General features: G+C 68.2%; 19 protein-coding genes and 1 pseudogene. 17 read left to right on the top strand and 3 right to left on the bottom strand.

The annotated features are described in order from the left end of the window. Window positions 1–52: 52 nt before the first annotated feature. Window positions 53–478, bottom strand: a complete 426-nt coding sequence (locus AB0I45_RS03375) for a thioesterase family protein (RefSeq protein WP_360316720.1) — start codon at window positions 476–478, stop codon at window positions 53–55. A 202-nt stretch (window positions 479–680) separates the two neighbouring features. Here AB0I45_RS03375 and AB0I45_RS03370 point away from each other — a divergent pair, with 202 nt between their 5' ends. The 3 genes from AB0I45_RS03370 to AB0I45_RS03360 all read left to right on the top strand — a co-directional run bounded on the left by AB0I45_RS03370 (window position 681) and on the right by AB0I45_RS03360 (window position 4,475). Next, window positions 681–1,808, top strand: a complete 1,128-nt coding sequence (locus AB0I45_RS03370) for a metal ABC transporter substrate-binding protein (RefSeq protein ID WP_360316717.1) — start codon at window positions 681–683, stop codon at window positions 1,806–1,808. Between the two features lie 151 nt (window positions 1,809–1,959). Then, complete coding sequence (locus AB0I45_RS03365) at window positions 1,960–3,867, top strand: metal ABC transporter permease (RefSeq protein ID WP_360316714.1); 1,908 nt, start codon at window positions 1,960–1,962, stop codon at window positions 3,865–3,867. 59 nt (window positions 3,868–3,926) lie between these two features. Then, entirely contained in the window at window positions 3,927–4,475 is a 549-nt protein-coding gene (locus tag AB0I45_RS03360) for a hypothetical protein (RefSeq protein ID WP_360316711.1), read from the top strand. A 17-nt stretch (window positions 4,476–4,492) separates the two neighbouring features. On the opposite strand, the gene AB0I45_RS03355 is transcribed toward AB0I45_RS03360, so the two are convergent. Then, window positions 4,493–4,927 carry a MarR family winged helix-turn-helix transcriptional regulator gene (locus tag AB0I45_RS03355; RefSeq protein WP_295689647.1) on the bottom strand — a complete coding sequence of 145 codons (435 nt, stop codon included), beginning with the start codon at window positions 4,925–4,927 and terminating at the stop codon, window positions 4,493–4,495. 107 nt (window positions 4,928–5,034) lie between these two features. Here AB0I45_RS03355 and AB0I45_RS03350 point away from each other — a divergent pair, with 107 nt between their 5' ends. The 14 genes from AB0I45_RS03350 (at window position 5,035) to AB0I45_RS03285 (ending at window position 18,498) form a co-directional block, all read left to right on the top strand. Continuing rightward, window positions 5,035–6,189, top strand: coding sequence for a saccharopine dehydrogenase NADP-binding domain-containing protein (locus AB0I45_RS03350; RefSeq protein WP_360316708.1), 1,155 nt, complete (start codon window positions 5,035–5,037; stop codon window positions 6,187–6,189). Window positions 6,190–6,487: 298 nt separating this feature from the next. Next, window positions 6,488–6,772, top strand: coding sequence for a hypothetical protein (locus AB0I45_RS03345; protein ID WP_295689643.1), 285 nt, complete (start codon window positions 6,488–6,490; stop codon window positions 6,770–6,772). 673 nt (window positions 6,773–7,445) lie between these two features. After that, a complete protein-coding gene (locus AB0I45_RS03340) occupies window positions 7,446–7,628 on the top strand; it encodes an Hsp20/alpha crystallin family protein (RefSeq protein ID WP_360316705.1) in 183 nt (60 codons plus the stop codon). Between the two features lie 36 nt (window positions 7,629–7,664). Beyond that, window positions 7,665–9,527 carry a molecular chaperone DnaK gene (dnaK, locus tag AB0I45_RS03335; protein WP_101624949.1) on the top strand — a complete coding sequence of 621 codons (1,863 nt, stop codon included), beginning with the start codon at window positions 7,665–7,667 and terminating at the stop codon, window positions 9,525–9,527. 18 nt (window positions 9,528–9,545) lie between these two features. Beyond that, the gene (locus AB0I45_RS03330) at window positions 9,546–10,085 is read left to right on the top strand and encodes a nucleotide exchange factor GrpE (protein WP_360316701.1); all 540 of its coding nucleotides are present in this window, start codon (window positions 9,546–9,548) and stop codon (window positions 10,083–10,085) included. A 3-nt stretch (window positions 10,086–10,088) separates the two neighbouring features. Continuing rightward, window positions 10,089–10,976: a DnaJ C-terminal domain-containing protein gene (locus AB0I45_RS03325; protein WP_295689639.1), complete on the top strand. Its 888-nt coding sequence runs from the start codon at window positions 10,089–10,091 to the stop codon at window positions 10,974–10,976. Next, the gene (locus AB0I45_RS03320) at window positions 10,973–11,284 is read left to right on the top strand and encodes a chaperone modulator CbpM (RefSeq protein WP_101624946.1); all 312 of its coding nucleotides are present in this window, start codon (window positions 10,973–10,975) and stop codon (window positions 11,282–11,284) included. The genes AB0I45_RS03325 and AB0I45_RS03320 overlap by 4 nt, the downstream gene beginning before the upstream one ends. Beyond that, window positions 11,275–13,902, top strand: coding sequence for an ATP-dependent chaperone ClpB (clpB, locus tag AB0I45_RS03315; protein WP_360316697.1), 2,628 nt, complete (start codon window positions 11,275–11,277; stop codon window positions 13,900–13,902). The genes AB0I45_RS03320 and clpB overlap by 10 nt, the downstream gene beginning before the upstream one ends. Next, window positions 13,899–14,351, top strand: a complete 453-nt coding sequence (gene trxA / locus AB0I45_RS03310; RefSeq protein ID WP_101624944.1) for a thioredoxin — start codon at window positions 13,899–13,901, stop codon at window positions 14,349–14,351. The genes clpB and trxA overlap by 4 nt, the downstream gene beginning before the upstream one ends. A 105-nt stretch (window positions 14,352–14,456) precedes the next feature. Next, on the top strand, window positions 14,457–14,609 hold the full coding sequence (locus AB0I45_RS03305; RefSeq protein WP_247619181.1) for a UBP-type zinc finger domain-containing protein: 153 nt from the start codon (window positions 14,457–14,459) through the stop codon (window positions 14,607–14,609). Further along, window positions 14,606–16,342, top strand: a complete 1,737-nt coding sequence (locus AB0I45_RS03300; RefSeq protein WP_360316693.1) for an FAD-dependent oxidoreductase — start codon at window positions 14,606–14,608, stop codon at window positions 16,340–16,342. The genes AB0I45_RS03305 and AB0I45_RS03300 overlap by 4 nt, the downstream gene beginning before the upstream one ends. Window positions 16,343–16,461: 119 nt before the next feature. Beyond that, window positions 16,462–17,217 carry an alpha/beta hydrolase gene (locus tag AB0I45_RS03295; protein WP_295689635.1) on the top strand — a complete coding sequence of 252 codons (756 nt, stop codon included), beginning with the start codon at window positions 16,462–16,464 and terminating at the stop codon, window positions 17,215–17,217. A gap of 225 nt (window positions 17,218–17,442) precedes the next feature. Further along, a complete protein-coding gene (locus tag AB0I45_RS03290) occupies window positions 17,443–17,775 on the top strand; it encodes an Hsp20/alpha crystallin family protein (protein WP_295689655.1) in 333 nt (110 codons plus the stop codon). Window positions 17,776–17,970: 195 nt separating this feature from the next. Next, window positions 17,971–18,498 (top strand): general stress protein, encoded by a 528-nt coding sequence (locus tag AB0I45_RS03285; protein WP_247619178.1) that lies wholly within the window; start codon window positions 17,971–17,973, stop codon window positions 18,496–18,498. Between the two features lie 10 nt (window positions 18,499–18,508). On the opposite strand, the pseudogene AB0I45_RS03280 reads toward AB0I45_RS03285, so the two are convergent. Further along, window positions 18,509–18,727: pseudogene (locus AB0I45_RS03280) on the bottom strand (transposase); the annotation flags it as partial. Window positions 18,728–18,879 lie beyond the last annotated feature (152 nt).

Raw genomic sequence — 18,879 nt, 5'->3', positions numbered from 1 at the left:
GGCAGGACCACGGATCGCCGGTCGGCGGGCGGATTCTGGACGGAGAGTGAGGTCAGCGTTCCACGGGCGGCTGTGCCGGCTGGTCCGCGAGCGCCGCCTCGAGCCGGGCCCGGTCCTCCGCGGACGGCGGTGCGCTCCGGCGGGTCTCCCGGTCCCAGAACACGACGACGGCATGGGAGCGGGCGACGACGGTGCCGTCGGGAGTCCGCATGGTCTCCGCAGTGCGCAGGCTCGTGGTCCCCAGGCGCTCGATCGCGCACTCGACGGCCACGGTGCCCGCGTCGACGGTGAGCTCGGAGACGTAGTCGATCTCGAGGCGGGCGATGAGATGGCTGTCGGCGCCGGCGAGCGCGAGACCGCTGCGCAGCCACGTCGAGCGGGCCTCGTCGAGCAGGGTGAGATAGGTCCCGTGGTACACGTGGCCGTTGGTGTCGAGATCGCGCCACCGCAGCGGCACGTCGATGATGTGGGTCGTCACGGTGCTCCTTCGCATCGTCCCGACGCCCGCCCCGGGCGCCTCTTCCATCCTCGCACAGCGCCCGGCGGCCGCAGCCGGGGTCGCCCGGGCGGGGGAACGGATGCGCATATCCCTATCTCACTATTTTTGCCCGCCTCGCCGGGGGTCTATATTCGCACTCAGCGCCGTGTTCATCGGCGGTATTCCGAATCAGAAAGAATTGATGATGCTCTCTCGCCGCGTGGTCCCCGCCGTGCTCGCCGTCCCGCTCCTCGCCCTCAGCGCCTGCGGCAGCGGCGGTGGCGCCGAGCCCGGTGACGACCCCGTCGCCATCGCGACCTCGAGCACGCTCGGGAGCGTACTCGGGCAGATCACCGAGTGCGCCGGGACGAGCTCGACCTCGCTCATGGGCCCCGGCGACGACCCCCATACCTTCCAGCCGTCCTCGGCCCAGGTGGCCGAGCTCGCCGGCACGGAACTCGTCATCGCCAACGGGCTCGGGCTCGAGGGCGGGCTCGAGTCCGCGCTCGCCAACGCCGCCGAGGACGGTGCCACCGTGCTCGAGGTGGCGCCCGAGGTCGACCCGATCCCCTGGGGCGGCGAGGCGCACGACCACGGCGAGGAGGGCCACGAGGGCCACGAGCACGCCGAGGACGAGGACCATGGGCACGAGCACGGCGAAGAGGGTCATGATCACGCCGAGGAGGGCCACGAGGAGCACGAAGGTCACGAGCACGCCGAGGACGGTCACGATCACGCCCACGAGGAGGACTCTGCGGCACCCGGCGGGGAGGCGGATCCCCACGCCGGCCACGACCACGGCTCCGAGGACCCCCACTTCTGGCTGGATGCGAGCCGGATGGCCACCGCCGCCCACATCATCGGCCAGGCCCTCACCGAGCAGACCGGGGAGGCCCAGTACACCGAGTGCGGCGAGAAGGTCGAGCAGGAGCTCACCGACACCGATGCCGAGGTGGGCGAGATCCTCGCCGACATCCCCGCGGAGAAGCGGGTCCTCATCACCGACCACGAGGCGTTCGGCTACTTCGCCGCGGCCTACGACTTCGAGGTCGCCGGCGTCGTGGTGCCCGGCGGGTCGACGGACGCCGAGCCGTCCTCGGCCGAGCTCGCGGAGCTGACCTCCGTCATCGAGGACACCGGGGTGCCGGTGATCTTCTCCAACACCGCCGCCTCGACCCCGCTCATCGACGCCGTGGCCGCGGAGGTCGGCACCGATGTGTCCGTCGTCGAGCTCCACGTCGGCAGCGTCGGCCCGGCGGATTCCGCGGCGGCCACGTATCAGGGCATGATGGTGGACAACGCCACGAAGATCGCCGAGGCGCTCGCCTGAGTTCCGCACCGGCCCTGCCGGAACGGACAGGGCAGGCCCGGCCGGAGCCGTCCCCCGGACGGCACGCACCTCGTCGGCCCCACCCCGTCGGCACCGCCGCCGGTCGCGCCCGCGACCGACGGCCCGATCCACCAGGACTGGCTCGCAGACTATGGAATGGTTCACCGAACCCTTCGCGCTGGGATTCCAGCAGCGCGCTCTCATCGGCGGTCTGATCTCGGCCGTCATGGCCTCGGTCGTCGGCGTCTGGCTCGTGCTGCGCGGCATGAGCTTCTTCGGCGACGCGTTCGCCCACGGCATCCTGCCGGGCATCGCCGTCGCCATGCTCCTCGACGTCTCCCCCGCGCTCGGCGCGGCGGCGGCGATCGTCGCGATGGTGCTCCTCATCGAGTGGATCCACCGGGCCACGCCGCTCCACGAGGACACCGGCATCGGCCTGCTGTTCGTCGCGATGATGGCGCTCGGCGTCGTCATCATCTCCACCATGGACCAGTACACCGGCAGTCTCACCGGGATCCTGTTCGGCGATGCGCTCGGCGTCACGCCCGAGGTGCTGCGCGGCATGTTCGTGCCCGCCGTGGCGGTGCTCCTCGCGTCTGCGATCCTCTACCGTCCGCTGCTGTCGCTCGCGTTCTCGCAGAGCAAGGCGCAGTCGCTGGGGATGCGGCCGGGGATCATCCATGTGCTCCTGCTCGTGCTCATCGCCGCCGCCGTCATCGTCGGCTTCCGCTCGGTCGGCACGATGCTCGTGTTCGGGCTGCTCGTCGGCCCGCCGGCCACGGCCTCGCTGCTGTCGCGCACCGTGCCGCAGATGTTCGCGTGGTCGACGCTCATCGCAGTGTTCTCCGTGTGGGCCGGACTGCTGCTGAGCTTCCACCTCGGGACCGCGGGCTCGGCGACGATGGCCCTCGTGCCGATCGCCCTGTTCTTCCTCACCCTGATCATCCGCCAGCTCGTCCAGGCCGGGCGCCATCGCACCGTCGGACGCGGCGAGCCCTCCGCCGGGAGCGCGGACTCGGTGCTCGCCCCGGGCTCCGCGCCGGAGCGCCGGGCGCCGGGCGCGTCGGTGCTCGACCCGCACAGCGGCACCGCGCCCGCCGGACCGGCCTCGGTGCCGGCGACCGGAAGCCGTGAGGATCCCGGGGGCGACCGGGCGGGGCACGGCACCGGGCACGGGGTCGCCGGGCGCCGGGCTCCGGATTCCCGGCTCCACGAGTCCTTCACCGATCCCGAGCACGTCCTCACCCCGGCGGAGGTGCCGCTCGCCGAGGCCGAGGGCATCGTGCTCGCCTACGGGCAGCACATCGCGACCGCACGCTCGACGTTCACGCTGCGGCAGGGCGACGTCGTCGCGATCATCGGCCCCAACGGCTCGGGCAAATCCACGCTCCTCCACGCGATCGCCGGCCTCATGCCGCCGCGCGCCGGGCGCCTGCGGGTGCTCGGGGCGAAGCCCGCGCTCGGCTGGCGCAAGGTCGCCTACGTCATGCAGGCCGTCGAGGTGCCCGCCGGCATCCCGCTCACCGTGCGCGAGGTCGTGGCGATGGGCCGCTACTCGACGCTCGGCTGGTTCCGCCCGTTCCGGCGGCACGACCGGCAGCGTGTGCAGCAGGCGATGGAGGCGCTCGGGATCACCGATCTGGCGCGCCGACACCTCTCGGAGCTGTCCGGTGGTCAGCGCCAGCGCGTGTACGTCGCCCAGGCGCTCGCGCAGGACCACATCGCGCTCCTCCTCGACGAGCCGCTCACCGGGCTCGACATCGTGTCCGCGCGGACGATCGACCGGATCATCCATGCCGAGCACGAGCACGGCCACTCCGTCGTCATGACCACCCACGATCTCGAGGAGGCGCGTGCGGCCGACCATGTGCTGCTGACCTCGGGCCGGGTGCTCGCCTCAGGCCCGCCGGAGCAGGCGCTCACCCGCCGCAACCTCGAAGTCGCCTACGGCCTCGGCTCGCTCCACGGGGACGAGGATCCCGGAACCGAGCTCCCGGAGGTCCTCCCGGATCCGGTGCACGGCCTGCACGACGACCCGAGCGACCCGACCGCGCGGTGAGACGACGTGCTCGCGCGGAGTTGGACGGTCCCACCGACCGCTGACTAGCCTCGGGAGGCATGGACTCGACGCGCACCGACTCCCCGCAACGCACCGGATCCGAGAGGAACAACTGGCTCCTCCTCGCCCTCGTCGCGCTCGTGTCGTTCGGCGGGGCGGTGCTCTACGCGGTCGTCGACGATCCGGATTCACCGATCTACCTCGCGTACTTCGTCGTCATGGCCGCCGCGGTGGCGGGCGTCGCCTTCTGGTGGTTCGGCGCGCACCCGCCGCGCCTGTCCGGACCGCGGTGGGGGTACCTCGGGGTCGTCGTCCTCCTCATCGCCGGCGGGACGCTGCTCGGCATGGTACCCGGCACGCGCGCCATCGCCTCATGGCTGACGATCGGGGCGTGCTTCGTCCTCTACGGCCTGCTCGAGCGGTCTGCCGCGATCGCGGCGACCGGCGGAGCGACGCTGATCGCCGCGGTCGCGGCCCACGCCCTCGACCTCGCTCAGCTCGGCCTCGTGCTCGAGATCGTCACGGGAATCGTGTTCACCGCAGGAGCCGCCGTGGTGGGGCGGGGTGAGCAGGGCCGCCCCGGTGCACGGGCGGCTGAGCACGGCTGACCGCCCGCCAGGCCCGGTCACCGACCGGAGACGCGCCCCGCACGGGCGATCATCGTCGTGCAGAGCGCCTGCAGCGTCGACCGGCTCTCCCCATCGAGGTCCCCGAGCAGCGCCTCGCCGACCTCCCTGCGCAGCCGGGCGATCTCCGCCGCCGCGTCCTCACCGTCATCGGTCAGACTCAGCCGCAGTGCGCGTCGATCGTCGGGATCCGGGTCCCTGCGCACCAGGCCCTTGCCCACGAGCGCTTCGCAGATCACCGCGAGCTGCTGCGGGCTCATGCCGAGAGCCCGGCCCAGGGTGCGCTGACGCGCCGGCCCGCCCTCGTGGAGGGCGAACACCACACGGGCGCGCACCGGTGTCAGACCGAGACGTCGCGTTCCCGACTCGATGAGCTCCCCGAAGCTCTCCGTCAGATCCGCCACCGCGTCGAGGGCCTCCTCCACCGAAGCCATGTGCTCTCCCTTCGTCGTCGAGATCGTCCTGCTCCCGTAATTCTATCAACCTTGACAACTATCAACAATATTGCCAATCCTGTTGATGGAATGCGAGCACACGACGAATGGAGACTGCGATGCACATGGTGATCATGGGATGCGGCGAGATCACGAGCGCCGCCGCACAGGAACTGGCCCGGGACGGCGATATCCGCCTCACCGTGGCGGACAGGGACGAGGGGCGCGCGCGGGACCTCGCCGCCAGGGTGGGCGCCCGCCCCGCCCGGGTCGACGTCACCGACCCCGCCGGGCTGCGCGAGCTGCTCGGCGACGCCGATGCTGTGCTCAACGGCGTGGGGCCGGTCTTCCGCTTCGGCCGTCGCGTCATCGAGGCGGCGGTGGACACCGGCACCCACTGCGTAGATGTGTGCGACGAGTACGACGTCACCGCCGAGGTGTTCGCCGATCCTGCGCTCGACCTCGCCGCGCGGGACGCCGGCGCGACCGTGCTCCTCGGCTGCGGGGCTTCACCGGGGATCACCAACCTCGCCGCCCGCTGGGCGGCCGAGGGGCTCGACGAGGTCCGGTCGATCGACATCCTCGTGGGTGTGCCGACCATGCCGAGCTTCGGGGTGACGATCAACGAGCACATGCTCCACGCGCTGTCCGGCGAGGTGCTCCAGGTCATCGATCGGGAGCAGCGGGCCGTCCCCGCCTGGGGAGGAGCCGTCGAGGAGTCGCTGCCCGAACCGTTCGGCACCCACACCTTCGGATACATGGGCCATCCGGAGCCGATCACGCTGGCCCGCCGGTACGGTCTCGAGCGCGCGACGATCCGCTACTCCTGGCTGTCAGCAGAGACCAATCGGCTGTGGCAGGACTTCGCCCGGCTCGGCCTCACCGCCGACGGCCCGGTTCCGGGCACGGGCCTGTCGCCCCGCGGGTTCTTCGCCCGCCTGCTCGACAACGACCATGCGGCGGCGATCCCGGGCGCCGTGCCGAGCACCCGCCCGATCGGCAGCGCATGGCGGATCATCGCCACCGGCACCCGCTCAGGCGAGACGGCCCAGGTGACCGTGGACAACCCGATCAGGGATGCGGATCTGCGGTGCACCGGAGCGGAGCTCACCGCCCTGCCGGCCGCCTGGGCCGCACGTTCCATCCTCAGTGGCGAGGCACGGCATCCGGGCATCGCGGCCCCGGAGGACCTCTTCGACCCGGAGCCCTTCATCGGCGCATACATCGAGCGCACGGGATGCCGCATCCAGCGCTCGCTGTGAGCCGTCGCACGGCGCATCCCCTCCACCCCGACGACCCGCGACCCGGGCGCGGGCCACGGCACAGCGAAGCGCCCCGAACCGTTCGGTTCGGGGCGCTTCCGATGCCCTGGGGCATCCCTCGGGGTGCCTGAGTAGTACGTTCGGCAACTCCGCCCCCAAGACAAAAACCCTGGTCAACCGCCTAGACCGTGGGGTCTACGAGGTCTCTCGACGTCCCCAGGATACCGCTCCGAAGGATGGTCGTGGCCCTGTTGCGAGCACTGTCGAGACGGCTCAAACTTTTCTGACCGACTCCGAGGTGGACGCCCTCGTCGGCGACTACCTGGCCGGGATGAGAGTCAAGGCGCTCGCTGAGAGGTACGGCATTCACCGCGCCACCGTGTTCTCCCATCTGCGTCGCCGCAACGTGCCGAGCCGCCGACCAAGGCTGGGGATCGACGAGAAGGCCGAGGCCGTGCGGCTCACCCGAGCGGGCGTCTCGATGCGGGCCATCGGTCGCCGGATGGGCGTGGACCGTAAGGCCGTGCGGGCTGCACTGGTCGAGGCTGGACTCATCGTGGACGAGGCGAGCGATGACTCGTAGCTGCGGTTCCAAGTTGCTGATCCGTCGGTAGCGCTCGGCGCACCTCGTCGGTAACGAGCGCCGAGAGGAACCGATGATGACCAGCTTTAGTGAGGTCGCGAATGACGAGCGCACCGCGACGTTGGTGCTGTCCATGCTCATCGAACCCAATGACCCGGTGACAGGACGCATCTTGTCCAGGCTCGGAGCAGTCAAGACGCTTTGGCTCGCTGAGCGCGACGGCGCGGTGGTGGGGCTGAGCCCTGTGGACGCGCCGGTCTGGAAAGCGGTTCAGGCTCCGTTCGTCAGGCGAATCACTTGCAAAATGCCTACGTGGGGTCCAGTCTGGTACCAGAACGACGTAGCTCTACCGCGCGTTCGCGCGTCGAACAAACATCGGCAGTGGAGTTATAGCGACTCAGCTTAAATGGGGGGAGTGAGATGGTGACCTCATGTGCGGACGTGCGCATCGCTCAGCAGATGGATCCGCGCTCGATGTCGGTCGATCCGTCCCGAGAGGGCGACGAGTACGTTCCTGAGGCGAACCTGCCAGGCATCGACTCGGAGTCCCTCGAGCTGGGTGGGCGGCCAGCCGCTCACCGTCCGCGCGGTCAAGCGGCCCAGTCCGCGACCGCCGGCGCGAAGTGGTTCACCGCCGGACGGCCCCCACGGGCAATTCATGCGGCTGGTGGGAGTGTCGCCCGGCATCGACAGCGACAGCATCACCGCCAGCTGCGACCTGGGCGTGCTGCGGGTGGCGATGCCCATCGAGCAGCCCGCCGTCCGGAAAGATCCCCCTGAAGCAGCCTGCTTCCTGACTCTGGGCACTCAGCCCTGCGCCTGCGCCGATCCTGGCGTGCTCTCTGACGACCCCTGAAACGTGTCTCACGTGACAAGAAAAGGAACAACCATCATGGCCAAGGCAGTAGGAATCGATCTGGGAACCACGAACTCCGTTATCGCCGTCTGGGAGAACGGCGAGGAGAAGGTCATCCCGAACGCAGAGGGAGCCCGCACTACCCCGTCGGTGGTCGCTTTCACCGAGGACGGTGAACGGCTGGTGGGGCAGCTTGCCCGCCGGCAGAGCATCCTCAACCCGAAGGGCACCATCTCGTCCGCCAAGCGGTTCATCGGCCGGTCCTTCGACGAGATCAAGGAGGAAGCCAACGCCGTCGGCTTCGACATCGTGGAAGGCCCCAACGGCGAAGCACGGTTCAACATCCGCGGCAAGCAGTACGCGCCGGAGGAGATCAGCGCCCAGGTGCTGCGCAAGCTCGTCGACGACGCCAGCAAGTTCCTCGGTGAGAAGGTGACCGAGGCCGTCATCACCGTTCCCGCCTACTTCAACGACGCCCAACGCACCGCGACCAAGGACGCCGGACGCATCGCCGGGCTCGAGGTGCTGCGCATCATCAACGAGCCCACCGCCGCCGCACTGGCGTACGGAATGGACAAGAAGAACCACGAGACCCTCCTGGTGTTCGACCTCGGTGGCGGCACGTTCGATGTCAGCCTCCTCGACGTGGGCGACGGGGTCGTCGAAGTGCGATCCACCGCCGGTGACACCCACCTGGGCGGCGACGACTTCGACCGCCGGCTGGTGGACTACTTTGCCGACGAGTTCAAGAACGAGAACGGCATCGACCTGCGCAACGACCCGCAGGCGCTGCAGCGACTGTTCGAGGCGGCCGAGAAGGCGAAGGTCGAGCTCAGCTCGGTGTCCCAGACCCAGGTTAGCCTGCCCTTCATCACCGCCGACGCCAGCGGACCCAAGCACCTCACTATGACCGTGAAGCGGTCCAAGTTCGAAGACCTCACCGCTGACCTCGTTGAGCGGTGCCTCGGTCCGGTGCGTCAGGCGATGGCCGACGCGAAGATCAGCGAGAACGATATCGACGAGGTCATCCTCGTGGGCGGTTCCACCCGCATCCCCGCTGTCCAAGCGCTCGTCAAGCGGCTCACCGGCGGCAAGGAGCCGAACATGACGGTGAACCCCGATGAGGTGGTCGCTGTCGGCGCCGCCATCCAGGCGGGCGTCCTCAAGGGCGACGTCGACGACGTGCTGCTGCTGGATGTCACCCCGCTGTCGCTGGGTGTGGAGACCCGCGGTGGCGTGATGACGAAGATCATCGAACGCAACACCACCATCCCCGCCCGACGCAGCGAGGTGTTCTCCACGGCCGAAGACAACCAGCCGTCGGTGGAGATCGTCGTCCTGCAGGGCGAGCGGGAGAACGCCGCAGACAACCGGGTGCTGGGCCGGTTCCAGCTCACCGGCATTCGGCCCGCTCCTCGCGGTGAAGCGCAGGTCGAGGTCACCTTCGACATCGACGCGAACGGCATCCTGAACGTGACGGCGAAGGACAAGGACACCGGCACCGAGCAGGGCATCACCATCAGCGACACCTCGAATCTGGACCAGGGCGAGATCGACCGGATGATTAAGGAAGCCGAGCAGCACCGTGCTGACGACCAGGCGCTGCGCCAGGCCGTGGACGCCCGCAACGAGCTGGACTCCGCCGCATACCAGGTCGAGCGGGTACTGCGCGAGCTCGGCGACGCCGCACCGGCGCACGAGCGTGCCCGCGCGGAGCTGCTCATCACGCAGGCCCGCGAGGCAGTGCAGAACAACGTCGGCGAGCAGGAAGCGAAAGAGCGCACCGGCGAGCTGCTGCAGCTTGCGCAGTCCCTTGCTGCGGCCCGCGCGAACGCCAGCCACGCTGAGCAGCCCGCTCAGGACGACGACGACGTCGTCGACGCCGAATTCGACAAGTAGCACGGAGGGAGGATCGCAATGGTCGAGGAGCAGAACGAGGACACGCGGGCCGTGGACCTGCTGAACGACGACCTCACCGACGTGTCCCCGGAGGAGATCCGCGCCGCGCAAGCAGCGGTCGCCGCCCAGTTGGAGACGGCCGAGGACCGGTGGCGCCGGGCGGCGGCGGACTACGACAACCTCCGCAAACGGATGGCGCGCGAGATCCAGACCGTCCGCGAGCAGGAGCGGCGGCACACCGCCAAAGCCTTCTTGCCCGTTGTCGACGGGCTGGACCGGGCGCTCAGCTTCGGGGAGGACCTTGACGAGGGCGTTCTGGGTGGCATGCAGGCCGTCCGGGCGCAGGCCGCTGATGCGTTGCGCGCACTCGGGTACCCCGAGATTGTCATCGACGGTGCGGAGTTCGACCCGCAGCTGCACGAGGCGGTCTCGGTCGTCGAGGATGCCAGCGTCCCGCCGCGCAGCATCCTCGCCGTCACTCGCCCCGGGTTCGGAACGCCTGAGCGGATGCTGCGACCGGCTGCGGTCGTGGTCACCCGCAGGCCGGAAGAGGAGTAGGACATGGCGGAGGATCTCTACAGCGCGCTGGGGGTCTCCCGGTCGGCGGATCAGAAGGAGATCCGCCGCGCCTACCGGGAGAAGGCCCGCAAGTTCCACCCGGACGTCAACAAGACCCCGGGGGCGGAGGAAACCTTCAAACGGATCAGTGAAGCCCACGATGTGCTGTCGGACCCGGAAACCCGCTCACAGTACGACCGGTTCGGTGAGAACTTCCGGCAGTACGCCGCCGCGGACGCGGCTCGCTCCTCCGAGCAGCCGCGCGGCAGCGGCGGCACCCGATACACGTGGAGCGGGGGCGGCGCGCAGAGCGTGAACTGGGAGGACCTCTTCGGGGGCGGCTTCGGTGGATTCGGTCGCGGCGCCGACCACAACGCGGAGTTGGAGATCACCGTCGAGGAGGCCTACCGGGGCGGGCGGCGCACCGTGCAGGTCGCGTCCCCGTACGGCGGCGCGCAGGAGTACACCATCGACATCCCAGCGGGCGCTGTCGACGGGCAGCGGTTGCGGATCGCGGGTGCAGGCGGAGCGGGCGCCGACGGACAGGATGGGGACCTGCTGGTCACGCTGCGCGTGAAGGACAGTAAGCGGTACCGGCTCAGCGGCGCGGACATCGAAACGGACCTTCCCATCTCACCGTGGGAGGCGGCGCTGGGCGCGGATGTCAGCGTGCCCACCCCCGGCGGCCCGGTCACCGTGCACGTTCCGCCCGGCTCGTCCACTGGCAGGCGGCTCCGCCTGCGCGGGCAGGGGATGCCCCGCAGAGGACAGCCGGGAGACCTGTATGCGCGGGTGAAGGTCGTCGTTCCCCGCACTCTCAGCAAGAAGGAGAAGGAGCTGTTCGAACAGCTCCGTGACGAATCGTCGTTTGATGCCAGGAGAGGATCATGACCTCACATCACCTGCCCGTCCGTGTCGCCCGGGTCGACCTGGCGGCGACCGCGGTGGCCGCAGGTATCCACCCGGATACGCTGCGGAAGTTCGTCGAGCTGGGGCTGGTCACCGCCCACGTCGACACCAGCGGCCGGCTGTGGTTCGCCCGTACCGTCCCCGCCCGCGTGCGCACCATCGTGCGTCTGCACTCCGATCTTGCCGTGAACTACGCCGGCATCGCACTCGTGCTCGATCTGCTCGCCCGCATCGAGCAGCTCGAGCAGCACCGGACCATCCGACTTGAAGGAGACACCCCATGGACATGAACTCACTCACTCAGAAGTCGCAGGAAGCGCTCACCTCGGCCCAGAGCATCGCGGTCCAGGCCGGTCAGATCGAGACGGATGAGGAGCATCTCCTGCTCGCACTGCTGCAGCAGGAGGAGGGGCTGGTTCCCCGACTGCTGCAGACAGCGGGTGCTGACGTGGAAGCGGTACGCGCCGACGTCGAAGCGGAGATCGCCCGCAAGCCCAGCGTCTCCGGGTCCTCCCCGCAGACCGGTCAGGTCTACGTGAGCCGCAGCCTCACGTCCACCCTGGAACAAGCGGAGCGGGAGGCAAAGCGGCTGAAAGACTCCTACATCTCCGTGGAGCATCTCGTTCTGGCCCTCGCCGACGACTCCTCCAACCGTGCCGCGTCCCGCGTGCTGCGCGGGCACGGTGTCACCCGGGAGAGCTTCCTCAGCGCGCTCACCAAGATCCGCGGCAACCAGCACGTCAACTCCGCCACCCCCGAGCAGACGTACGAGGCGTTGGAGAAGTACGGCCGTGACCTGGTCGCTGACGCCCGGTTGGGCAAGCTTGACCCGGTCATCGGGCGTGATGCGGAGATCCGCCGGGTCATCCAAATCCTCTCCCGCAAGACCAAGAACAACCCCGTCCTCATCGGCGAGCCCGGTGTCGGAAAGACCGCCATCGTGGAGGGCCTTGCCCAGCGGATCTTGAGTGAGGACGTGCCCGAGGGCCTTCGCGACAAGACCGTGTTCTCGCTGGACCTCTCTGCCCTGGTCGCCGGCGCGAAGTACCGGGGCGAGTTCGAGGAGCGAATGAAGGCAGTCCTGGCGGAGGTGAAGGCAGGGGAGGGACGCATCCTGCTGTTCATCGACGAGCTGCACACCCTGGTGGGGGCGGGAGCAACCGAAGGGGCGATGGACGCCGGCAACATGCTCAAGCCGATGCTCGCCCGCGGGGAGCTGCACCTCATCGGTGCCACCACCCTCGATGAGTACCGCAAGCACATCGAGAAGGACGCGGCCCTGGAACGCCGGTTCCAGACGGTGATGGTCGAGGAGCCTGACGTGGAGGACGCGATCTCCATCCTCCGCGGCCTGCGCGAACGGCTGGAGGTCTTCCACGGTGTCCGCATCCAGGACAGCGCACTGGTCGCTGCCGCCGTGCTGTCCCACCGGTACATCTCCGACCGGTTCCTGCCCGACAAGGCCATCGACCTCATCGACGAAGCCTGCGCGCGACTGCGAACCGAGATCGACTCAATGCCCGCTGAGCTCGACGAGCTGACCCGGCGGGTGACCCGCCTGGAGATCGAGGAAGCAGCGCTGTCGAAGGAAACGGACACTGCCAGCAAGAACCGGCTGGAGGAGCTGCGCCGGGAACTGACCGACCTGAAGGCGGAGGCGGGCTCCAAGCGCGCCCAGTGGGAGGCGGAGCGTCAAGCGATCCGCAAGGTCCAGGAGCTGCGCGGTGAGCTGGAGCGGCTGCGGCGGGAGGCGGAGGAAGCTGAGCGCTCCTACGACCTCAACCGTGCCGCTGAACTGCGGTACGGGGCTCTCGCTGACGCGGAACGACGCCTGCACGCCGAGGAGGAGCGTCTCACCTCCAAACAAGGCCAGCAGCGGCTGCTGCGGGAGGTGGTCACCGAGGACGAGATCGCCGAGATCGTCGCAGCGTGGACGGGGATCCCCGTGGCCCGGCTGCAGGAAGGTGAACGCAACAAGATCCTCACCCTGGACGCCACCCTCAAGGAGCGGGTGGTCGGTCAGGATGAGGCCATCACGCTCGTCAGCGACGCGATTATCCGTGCCCGCTCCGGCATCCGCGACCCGCGCCGGCCCATCGGCTCGTTCATCTTCCTCGGCCCCACCGGAGTGGGAAAGACCGAACTGGCCAAAGCGCTCGCGCAAGCACTGTTCGACAGCGAGTCGGCGATGGTCCGGCTGGACATGAGCGAGTACCAGGAACGTCACACCGTCAGCCGGCTCGTCGGTGCACCTCCCGGGTATGTCGGGTACGACGAGGGAGGGCAGCTGACCGAGGCGGTGCGCCGCCACCCGTACAGCGTGGTCCTTCTCGACGAGATCGAGAAAGCGCACCCGGACGTGTTCAACACGCTGCTGCAGGTCCTCGACGACGGCCGTATCACCGACAGCCAGGGACGCACCGTCGACTTCCGCAACACCATCGTCATCATGACCTCCAACATCGGTGCCCATCACCTGTTGGGCTCCGATGGCGGCGCGATCCCCGACGACGTGCGAAACAATGTGCTCGCTGAGTTGCGTGCCCACTTCCGTCCCGAGTTCCTCAACCGGGTGGATGACATCGTGGTGTTCTCGCCGCTGGGTCGTGAACAGATCCACGACATTGTGGAGCTGCAGTTCACCGACCTGCGCTCCCGGCTGGCTGAGCGTCAGATTCGCATCGAGCTGACGCCCGCGGCACGCCAGCTCATCGCCGACCGCGGCTACGACCCTGTGTACGGTGCGCGTCCGCTGCGACGCTACATCAGCCATGAGATCGAGACCCGGCTGGGTCGTGCCCTGCTGAGCGGCCAGGTGATGGACGGGTCGTCGGTCACGCTGGATGTGCAGGACGGCGACCTCGTCTTCAACATCGAAGCGCCCGTCGAAGAGGATGACGCGGCGTGAGCGCGATTGTGACCTGCCCCAACTGCGGGAAGAAGAACCGTGTCCCCGCCGCCGCGTCGGGGTACCCGCGCTGCGGCGCCTGCAAGAGCGTCGTGCCGTGGATCGTCGATGCGGGCGATGCGGACTTCGCCGAGGTGGTCGAGAAGGCCCCGCAAGTGGTGCTCGTGGACTTGTGGGCGACCTGGTGCGGACCGTGCCGGATGGTCAGCCCTGCCCTCGAAAAGGTCGCCACGGAACGTGCCGGCGAGCTCAAGCTGGTGAAAGTGGACGTGGACGCCGCGCCGGAGACGGCCCGCAAGTTCTCCGTCCAGACGGTGCCGACCCTGCTCATCCTCAACCAAGGGAACGTGCTCTCCCGCCAATCCGGAGCCGCCCCGCCGGACGTGCTGCTGCGCTGGGTGGACGAGGCGCTGCAGAAGAAGGCTGGCTCGGCCGGCGGTGCCCCATGAGATACGTCGACCCACACGTCCCGCTCATCCCCCCCGGTCCGTCCCCGGACACCCGGGTCATGTGAGGACTGCGTGGCGGCCGGCACGCCCTGGCTGCACCTGCGGATGTGTCGCACCTGCGGGAAGGTCGGGTGCTGCGACTCCTCCCCGATGCGGCACGCTCGCGCGCATGCGCTCACGGCGGGGCACCCCATCGTGCGGTCGCTGGAGCTGGGGGAGAACTGGAGCTGGTGCTATGTGGACGAAGCGTATCTATGAGTGACACGCCCGCCGCCAACCGCCGCCAGAACGCTCAGGCCGAGACGCCTGACACCATCGGCGCCTTCCCGCGGCTCAGCGACGAGCAGATCGCGGTGCTGCTCGTACGAGGGCAGCGCCGCACACTCACCGACGGGGAGGTTCTCATCCAGCCCGGCGAGCACCCGTCCTCCCTCTATGTCGTCCTGGAAGGGCACCTGCTGACGGCGGACACCGAACCTGTGGCGGATCCGCGCCACTCCGATGAGCCCTTGGCGGTCGGGGTGCACGGCCGCGGCCGGTTCGTGGGGGATGTCGGGCTGCTGGAAGGACAGCCGTCTTTCGTGTTCGTCTCCGCCATCGGCGCCGCCGAGGTGGTGGAGGTGCCCGTCGATGAGCTGGAGGCCATCGTCACCTCGGACCCGCTGTTGGGTGAGATCATCCTGCGGGCCTACCTCATCCGCCGCTCCCTGGCCATCGGGGCGGGAGCGGGCCTGCGGATCGTCGGCTCCTGCTTCTCCCCGCAGACCCGGGATCTGCTGGACTTCATCGCACGAAACCAGCTGCCCCACCGGCTGGTGGACCTGGATGAGGACGAGAAAGCGGAGCGACTGGTTCGCCAGCTCGGCGCCACCGTCGCCGACTTCCCGCTGGTGATCCTCGGCGGCTCACGCACCGTCCTGGATGCCACCCCGGCACGGCTTGCCGAAGAGTTGGGGATGCGCCCGCCCGCCCCACCGGCCACCTGCGATGTGGTGGTCGTCGGCGGTGGGCCGGCTGGTCTTGCCGCGGCGGTGTACGCAGCCTCCGATGGGTTGTCGGTCTACCTGTGCGACGCGGTCGCCACCGGCGGGCAGGCGGGAACGTCAGCGAAGATCGAGAACTATCTGGGGTTTCCCGCCGGAATCTCCGGCACTGAGCTCGCCGACCGCAGCCTCCTGCAAGTGCGCAAGTTCGGTGCCACGTTGGACATCCCGACCACGGTCCAGGAGGTCGTGGAGGATGAGGACCGCTTCCGGGTGATCTTCGAAGATGGCAGGGAGGTCACCTCGGATGTGGTGGTCCTTGCCACCGGGGTGCGATACCGCTCGCTTCCCGCCGCGGGCCTGGACCGGTTCCAGACCTCGAACGTGTTCTACGCGGCAACAGCGCAGGAAGCGCGGATGTGCGTAGACACACCTGTCGCTGTTGTCGGCGGCGGCAACTCCGCCGGCCAGGCCGCGCTGTTTCTTGCCCGCACGTCCTCCCGTGTGCACCTTGTGGTGCGCGCCGCGGACCTGGGAGCGGGAATGTCCAGGTACCTGGTGGACCAGATCCAACATCACCCCCGTATCAACGTGCTGCTGTCCTCGGAGGTCGTGGAAGCACACGGCGGCAACCGTTTGGAAGCGATCACAGTCCGTCACGGTGACGTGCTGGAGAAGCTCCCCGTGGGGCACGTGTTCGTCTTCGTCGGCGCCGCTCCGGCGACGACGGTATTGAAGGTCGATGTGGCACGCGATCCTGACGGGTACATCCTCACCGGCGCGGAGGCGGAGCTGGCCGGCGCGCGGACGGAAGGAAGCCCCCACTTCTCTTTGGAGACCACCATCCCCGGGGTCTTCGCTATCGGCGATGTACGGCACGGGTCTGTGAGGCGAATGACCTCGGCTGTGGGTGAGGGCGCCAGTGTGGTCCGGCAGATCCACGAGTACCTGAACGAGGGTCGTCACAGTCGGGTGTGCGCAGGAGCTCCGACATCCAGGGACACCTGATGCCGCAAGCCTCCCCGAACCCGGCAGCCGTGGGAGAACCCGCGGATCCTCCGGTGGCCCATGCGGGCGTAGCGGGCGAGATCCGCTCGACGTTGCGTCGGATGAGGTGGTTTCGCCGCATGCCGGTGCTGCATATCGCCGAGGAACGCGGCGAGGGCCCGACGGTGCTGCTGCTGCACGGTATCGCGTCCTCGTCGGTGACGTTTCACCACGTGATCCCGCTGCTCGAGCGCACCCACCGGTGCATCGCCATCGACCTGCTCGGCTTCGGCGAGTCGCCGGCGCCGGAGTGGGCCGATTACACCCTGGCCGACCATGTCGCCGCTATCGAGCGGACGGTCGCGTCGCTGCGGCTGCGCGAGCCGTTCACTGTGGTCGGGCATTCCATGGGCGCCCTCATCGGCGCCCGGTACGCCGCCCGGCGGCAAAAGCGAGTCGCGAAGCTCGTGATGGTCAGCCCACCTATCTATCTCGCACCCCATGAAATAGGGGACGTCATCGAGCGGGCCCGGATGGACTTCTACCTGCGGCTCTACGAGTACCTCCGCACGAACCGGGAGTTCACCCTCCGGCACGCTGCGCTGGTACAGCGGCTGCTGCCCATCCCCAAAGCTGTAGATATCACTGAACGCAACTGGGAGCCATTCGTCAAGTCGTTGCAGCACTCCATCGAGTCACAGACCACTCTCAGCGACATCGCCCATGTCAAAGCCCCCATCGACGTCATCATGGGCGACCTCGACGAGTTCCGCTCCGAAGCCGTGCTGCGCATCGTGGAGCGGATGATGGGGGTCACCGTTCGGCGTGTGCGGGCAACGAACCACCTCATCGGCAAGCGCCTCGCGCGAGTCGTCGCCGAGGCGGTGACAGCATGACGATTTCGCCCAAGAAAGCAGATTCTTGGTACGAGAAATAACCAGATGAAAGGGTCAAAAACGATGGCGCTCCCGCGTGGAGAGTGCTAATTTAAAGGCATCGGGATAGACCCGAGGACCCGCATACGGAAAGGAGATGATTCATCATGGCAATGTCGTTCGATTTTGAGCGAGCTCGACCGCCTCGCGTCCGGCCTGCTTCAGTCCCGTCCGGGACCGCGTGTGATGCCGGTAGACCTGTACCGTGAAGCTGACCGTTACATTCTCACCGCCGACCTGCCCGGGGTCGATCCGGAGTCGGTAGACATCGACGTCGACGGTCAGCTGCTGACCATCCGCGCCCAGCGCACTGCACCCCACACCGAGGGAGCCAAGTGGCTCGTTCAGGAGCGACCGGCGGGTACCTACCCCCGCCAGTTCAGCATCGGTGAGGGTGTGGACTCGGCGAACATCTCCGCCTCGTACGACAACGGCGTGCTGAGCCTGGTCATCCCGGTCAGCGAGAAAGCCAAGCCGCGCAAGATTCATGTCCTGAGTCAGCACTCGCCTCAGGAGTAACGCCCGGCCGGAGACCCATCGACGAGCCAGAGTTAGCTTCTCGTTCGCAGCACGCGCCGAAAGCAAACAGGGGCGACCTTTCCCTGATGCCGAACGGCGCAACACCCGGCTTCGCAAGACCGGAAGACGGGCGTGCACCCAGCCTTCTGGTCTTAGCACGGTGATTCATCCAGTTTTCACTAAAGGAGTACGCCCATGACCAGCCCCGAGGCCCCTCGCAACAACCCTCCGGAACAGGACGCTAGTGAGCCCCCGTTCACCAATGACCCCCGCTGGAAACAAACGATCGCGCGGTTCTCTGACTACGCCAGTGCGCAGGCAGCGGTTGACCGTCTTTCCGACGCCGGCTTCGCTGTGGAACGAGTGGCGATCGTGGGGCTCGACGTTCGTGTCGTCGAGCATGTACTCGGTCGCTTGACAGGAGGAAAGGCTGCGCTACGGGGCGCAGGCGTTGGAGCATGGTTCGGTGTTCTGCTAGGTCTGCTGTTCGGGCTGTTCGCCCCCGGATTCGGTTGGCTGGCCATCCTGATCATCTCGGTCGCCTCTGGCGCAGTTTGGGGCGCTTTGCTTTACTTCCTTGGACACCTGGCTAAGGGCGGCCGACGGGACTTCGACTCACTGGAGACCCTTGAGGCGGGCCACTACGAGGTCCAAGTGGAAGCACCATACGCTGCGGAGGCCGCTCGTCTCCTCGCGGACCAGACCGCCCACCCCGGAGACTGAAAAGGGCCCTTCACGAATGAGGGTGTAGCGCGAGTCTGAAGCCTCCGGCTTCGAGCAGCGATCTCGCGATGTAGTGGGTGAGGTTGCGGAACCCGAGGGCGGAGCCGTGGAGGTGCTCGAGCCGGCCGTTGATCGCCTCCGTGGGCCCGTTGCTTGTGCCGGGCCGGTCGAAGAAGGCGAGGATGTCGGCGCGTTGCTTCATGGTGCGGCCGAGCTTGCGGATCTCCATACTTGCTTGAAAAACGGAACGAAACCCAGAGCGATTCAAAGATCGCACGGGCGTTCCTGTTGAGCAGTTCAGATCAGGGCACATCGTAATCGGCATCGACACCCACAAACACATCCACGTCGCAGCAGTCATGGACTCTGTCGGCGGGATCC

The organism is Brevibacterium sp. NPDC049920, assembly GCF_040656435.1.
Taxonomy (GTDB): domain Bacteria; phylum Actinomycetota; class Actinomycetes; order Actinomycetales; family Brevibacteriaceae; genus Brevibacterium; species Brevibacterium pityocampae.
Note: the sequence above shows the minus strand (reverse complement) of the source record. Positions and strands in the feature narration are given on the sequence as shown.

Bases quoted from the DNA above. Each gene is read 5' to 3' on its own strand.
- AB0I45_RS03370 (WP_360316717.1), top strand. From the start codon at position 681: ATGATGCTCTCTCGCCGCGTGGTCCCCGCCGTGCTCGCCGTCCCGCTC.
- AB0I45_RS03365 (WP_360316714.1), top strand. From the start codon at position 1,960: ATGGAATGGTTCACCGAACCCTTCGCGCTGGGATTCCAGCAGCGCGCT.
- AB0I45_RS03360 (WP_360316711.1), top strand. From the start codon at position 3,927: ATGGACTCGACGCGCACCGACTCCCCGCAACGCACCGGATCCGAGAGG.
- AB0I45_RS03355 (WP_295689647.1), bottom strand. From the start codon at position 4,927: ATGGCTTCGGTGGAGGAGGCCCTCGACGCGGTGGCGGATCTGACGGAG.
- AB0I45_RS03350 (WP_360316708.1), top strand. From the start codon at position 5,035: ATGGAGACTGCGATGCACATGGTGATCATGGGATGCGGCGAGATCACG.
- dnaK (WP_101624949.1), top strand. From the start codon at position 7,665: ATGGCCAAGGCAGTAGGAATCGATCTGGGAACCACGAACTCCGTTATC.
- AB0I45_RS03330 (WP_360316701.1), top strand. From the start codon at position 9,546: ATGGTCGAGGAGCAGAACGAGGACACGCGGGCCGTGGACCTGCTGAAC.
- AB0I45_RS03325 (WP_295689639.1), top strand. From the start codon at position 10,089: ATGGCGGAGGATCTCTACAGCGCGCTGGGGGTCTCCCGGTCGGCGGAT.
- AB0I45_RS03320 (WP_101624946.1), top strand. From the start codon at position 10,973: ATGACCTCACATCACCTGCCCGTCCGTGTCGCCCGGGTCGACCTGGCG.
- clpB (WP_360316697.1), top strand. From the start codon at position 11,275: ATGGACATGAACTCACTCACTCAGAAGTCGCAGGAAGCGCTCACCTCG.
- AB0I45_RS03305 (WP_247619181.1), top strand. From the start codon at position 14,457: ATGTGTCGCACCTGCGGGAAGGTCGGGTGCTGCGACTCCTCCCCGATG.
- AB0I45_RS03300 (WP_360316693.1), top strand. From the start codon at position 14,606: ATGAGTGACACGCCCGCCGCCAACCGCCGCCAGAACGCTCAGGCCGAG.
- AB0I45_RS03295 (WP_295689635.1), top strand. From the start codon at position 16,462: ATGCCGGTGCTGCATATCGCCGAGGAACGCGGCGAGGGCCCGACGGTG.
- AB0I45_RS03290 (WP_295689655.1), top strand. From the start codon at position 17,443: ATGCCGGTAGACCTGTACCGTGAAGCTGACCGTTACATTCTCACCGCC.
- AB0I45_RS03285 (WP_247619178.1), top strand. From the start codon at position 17,971: ATGACCAGCCCCGAGGCCCCTCGCAACAACCCTCCGGAACAGGACGCT.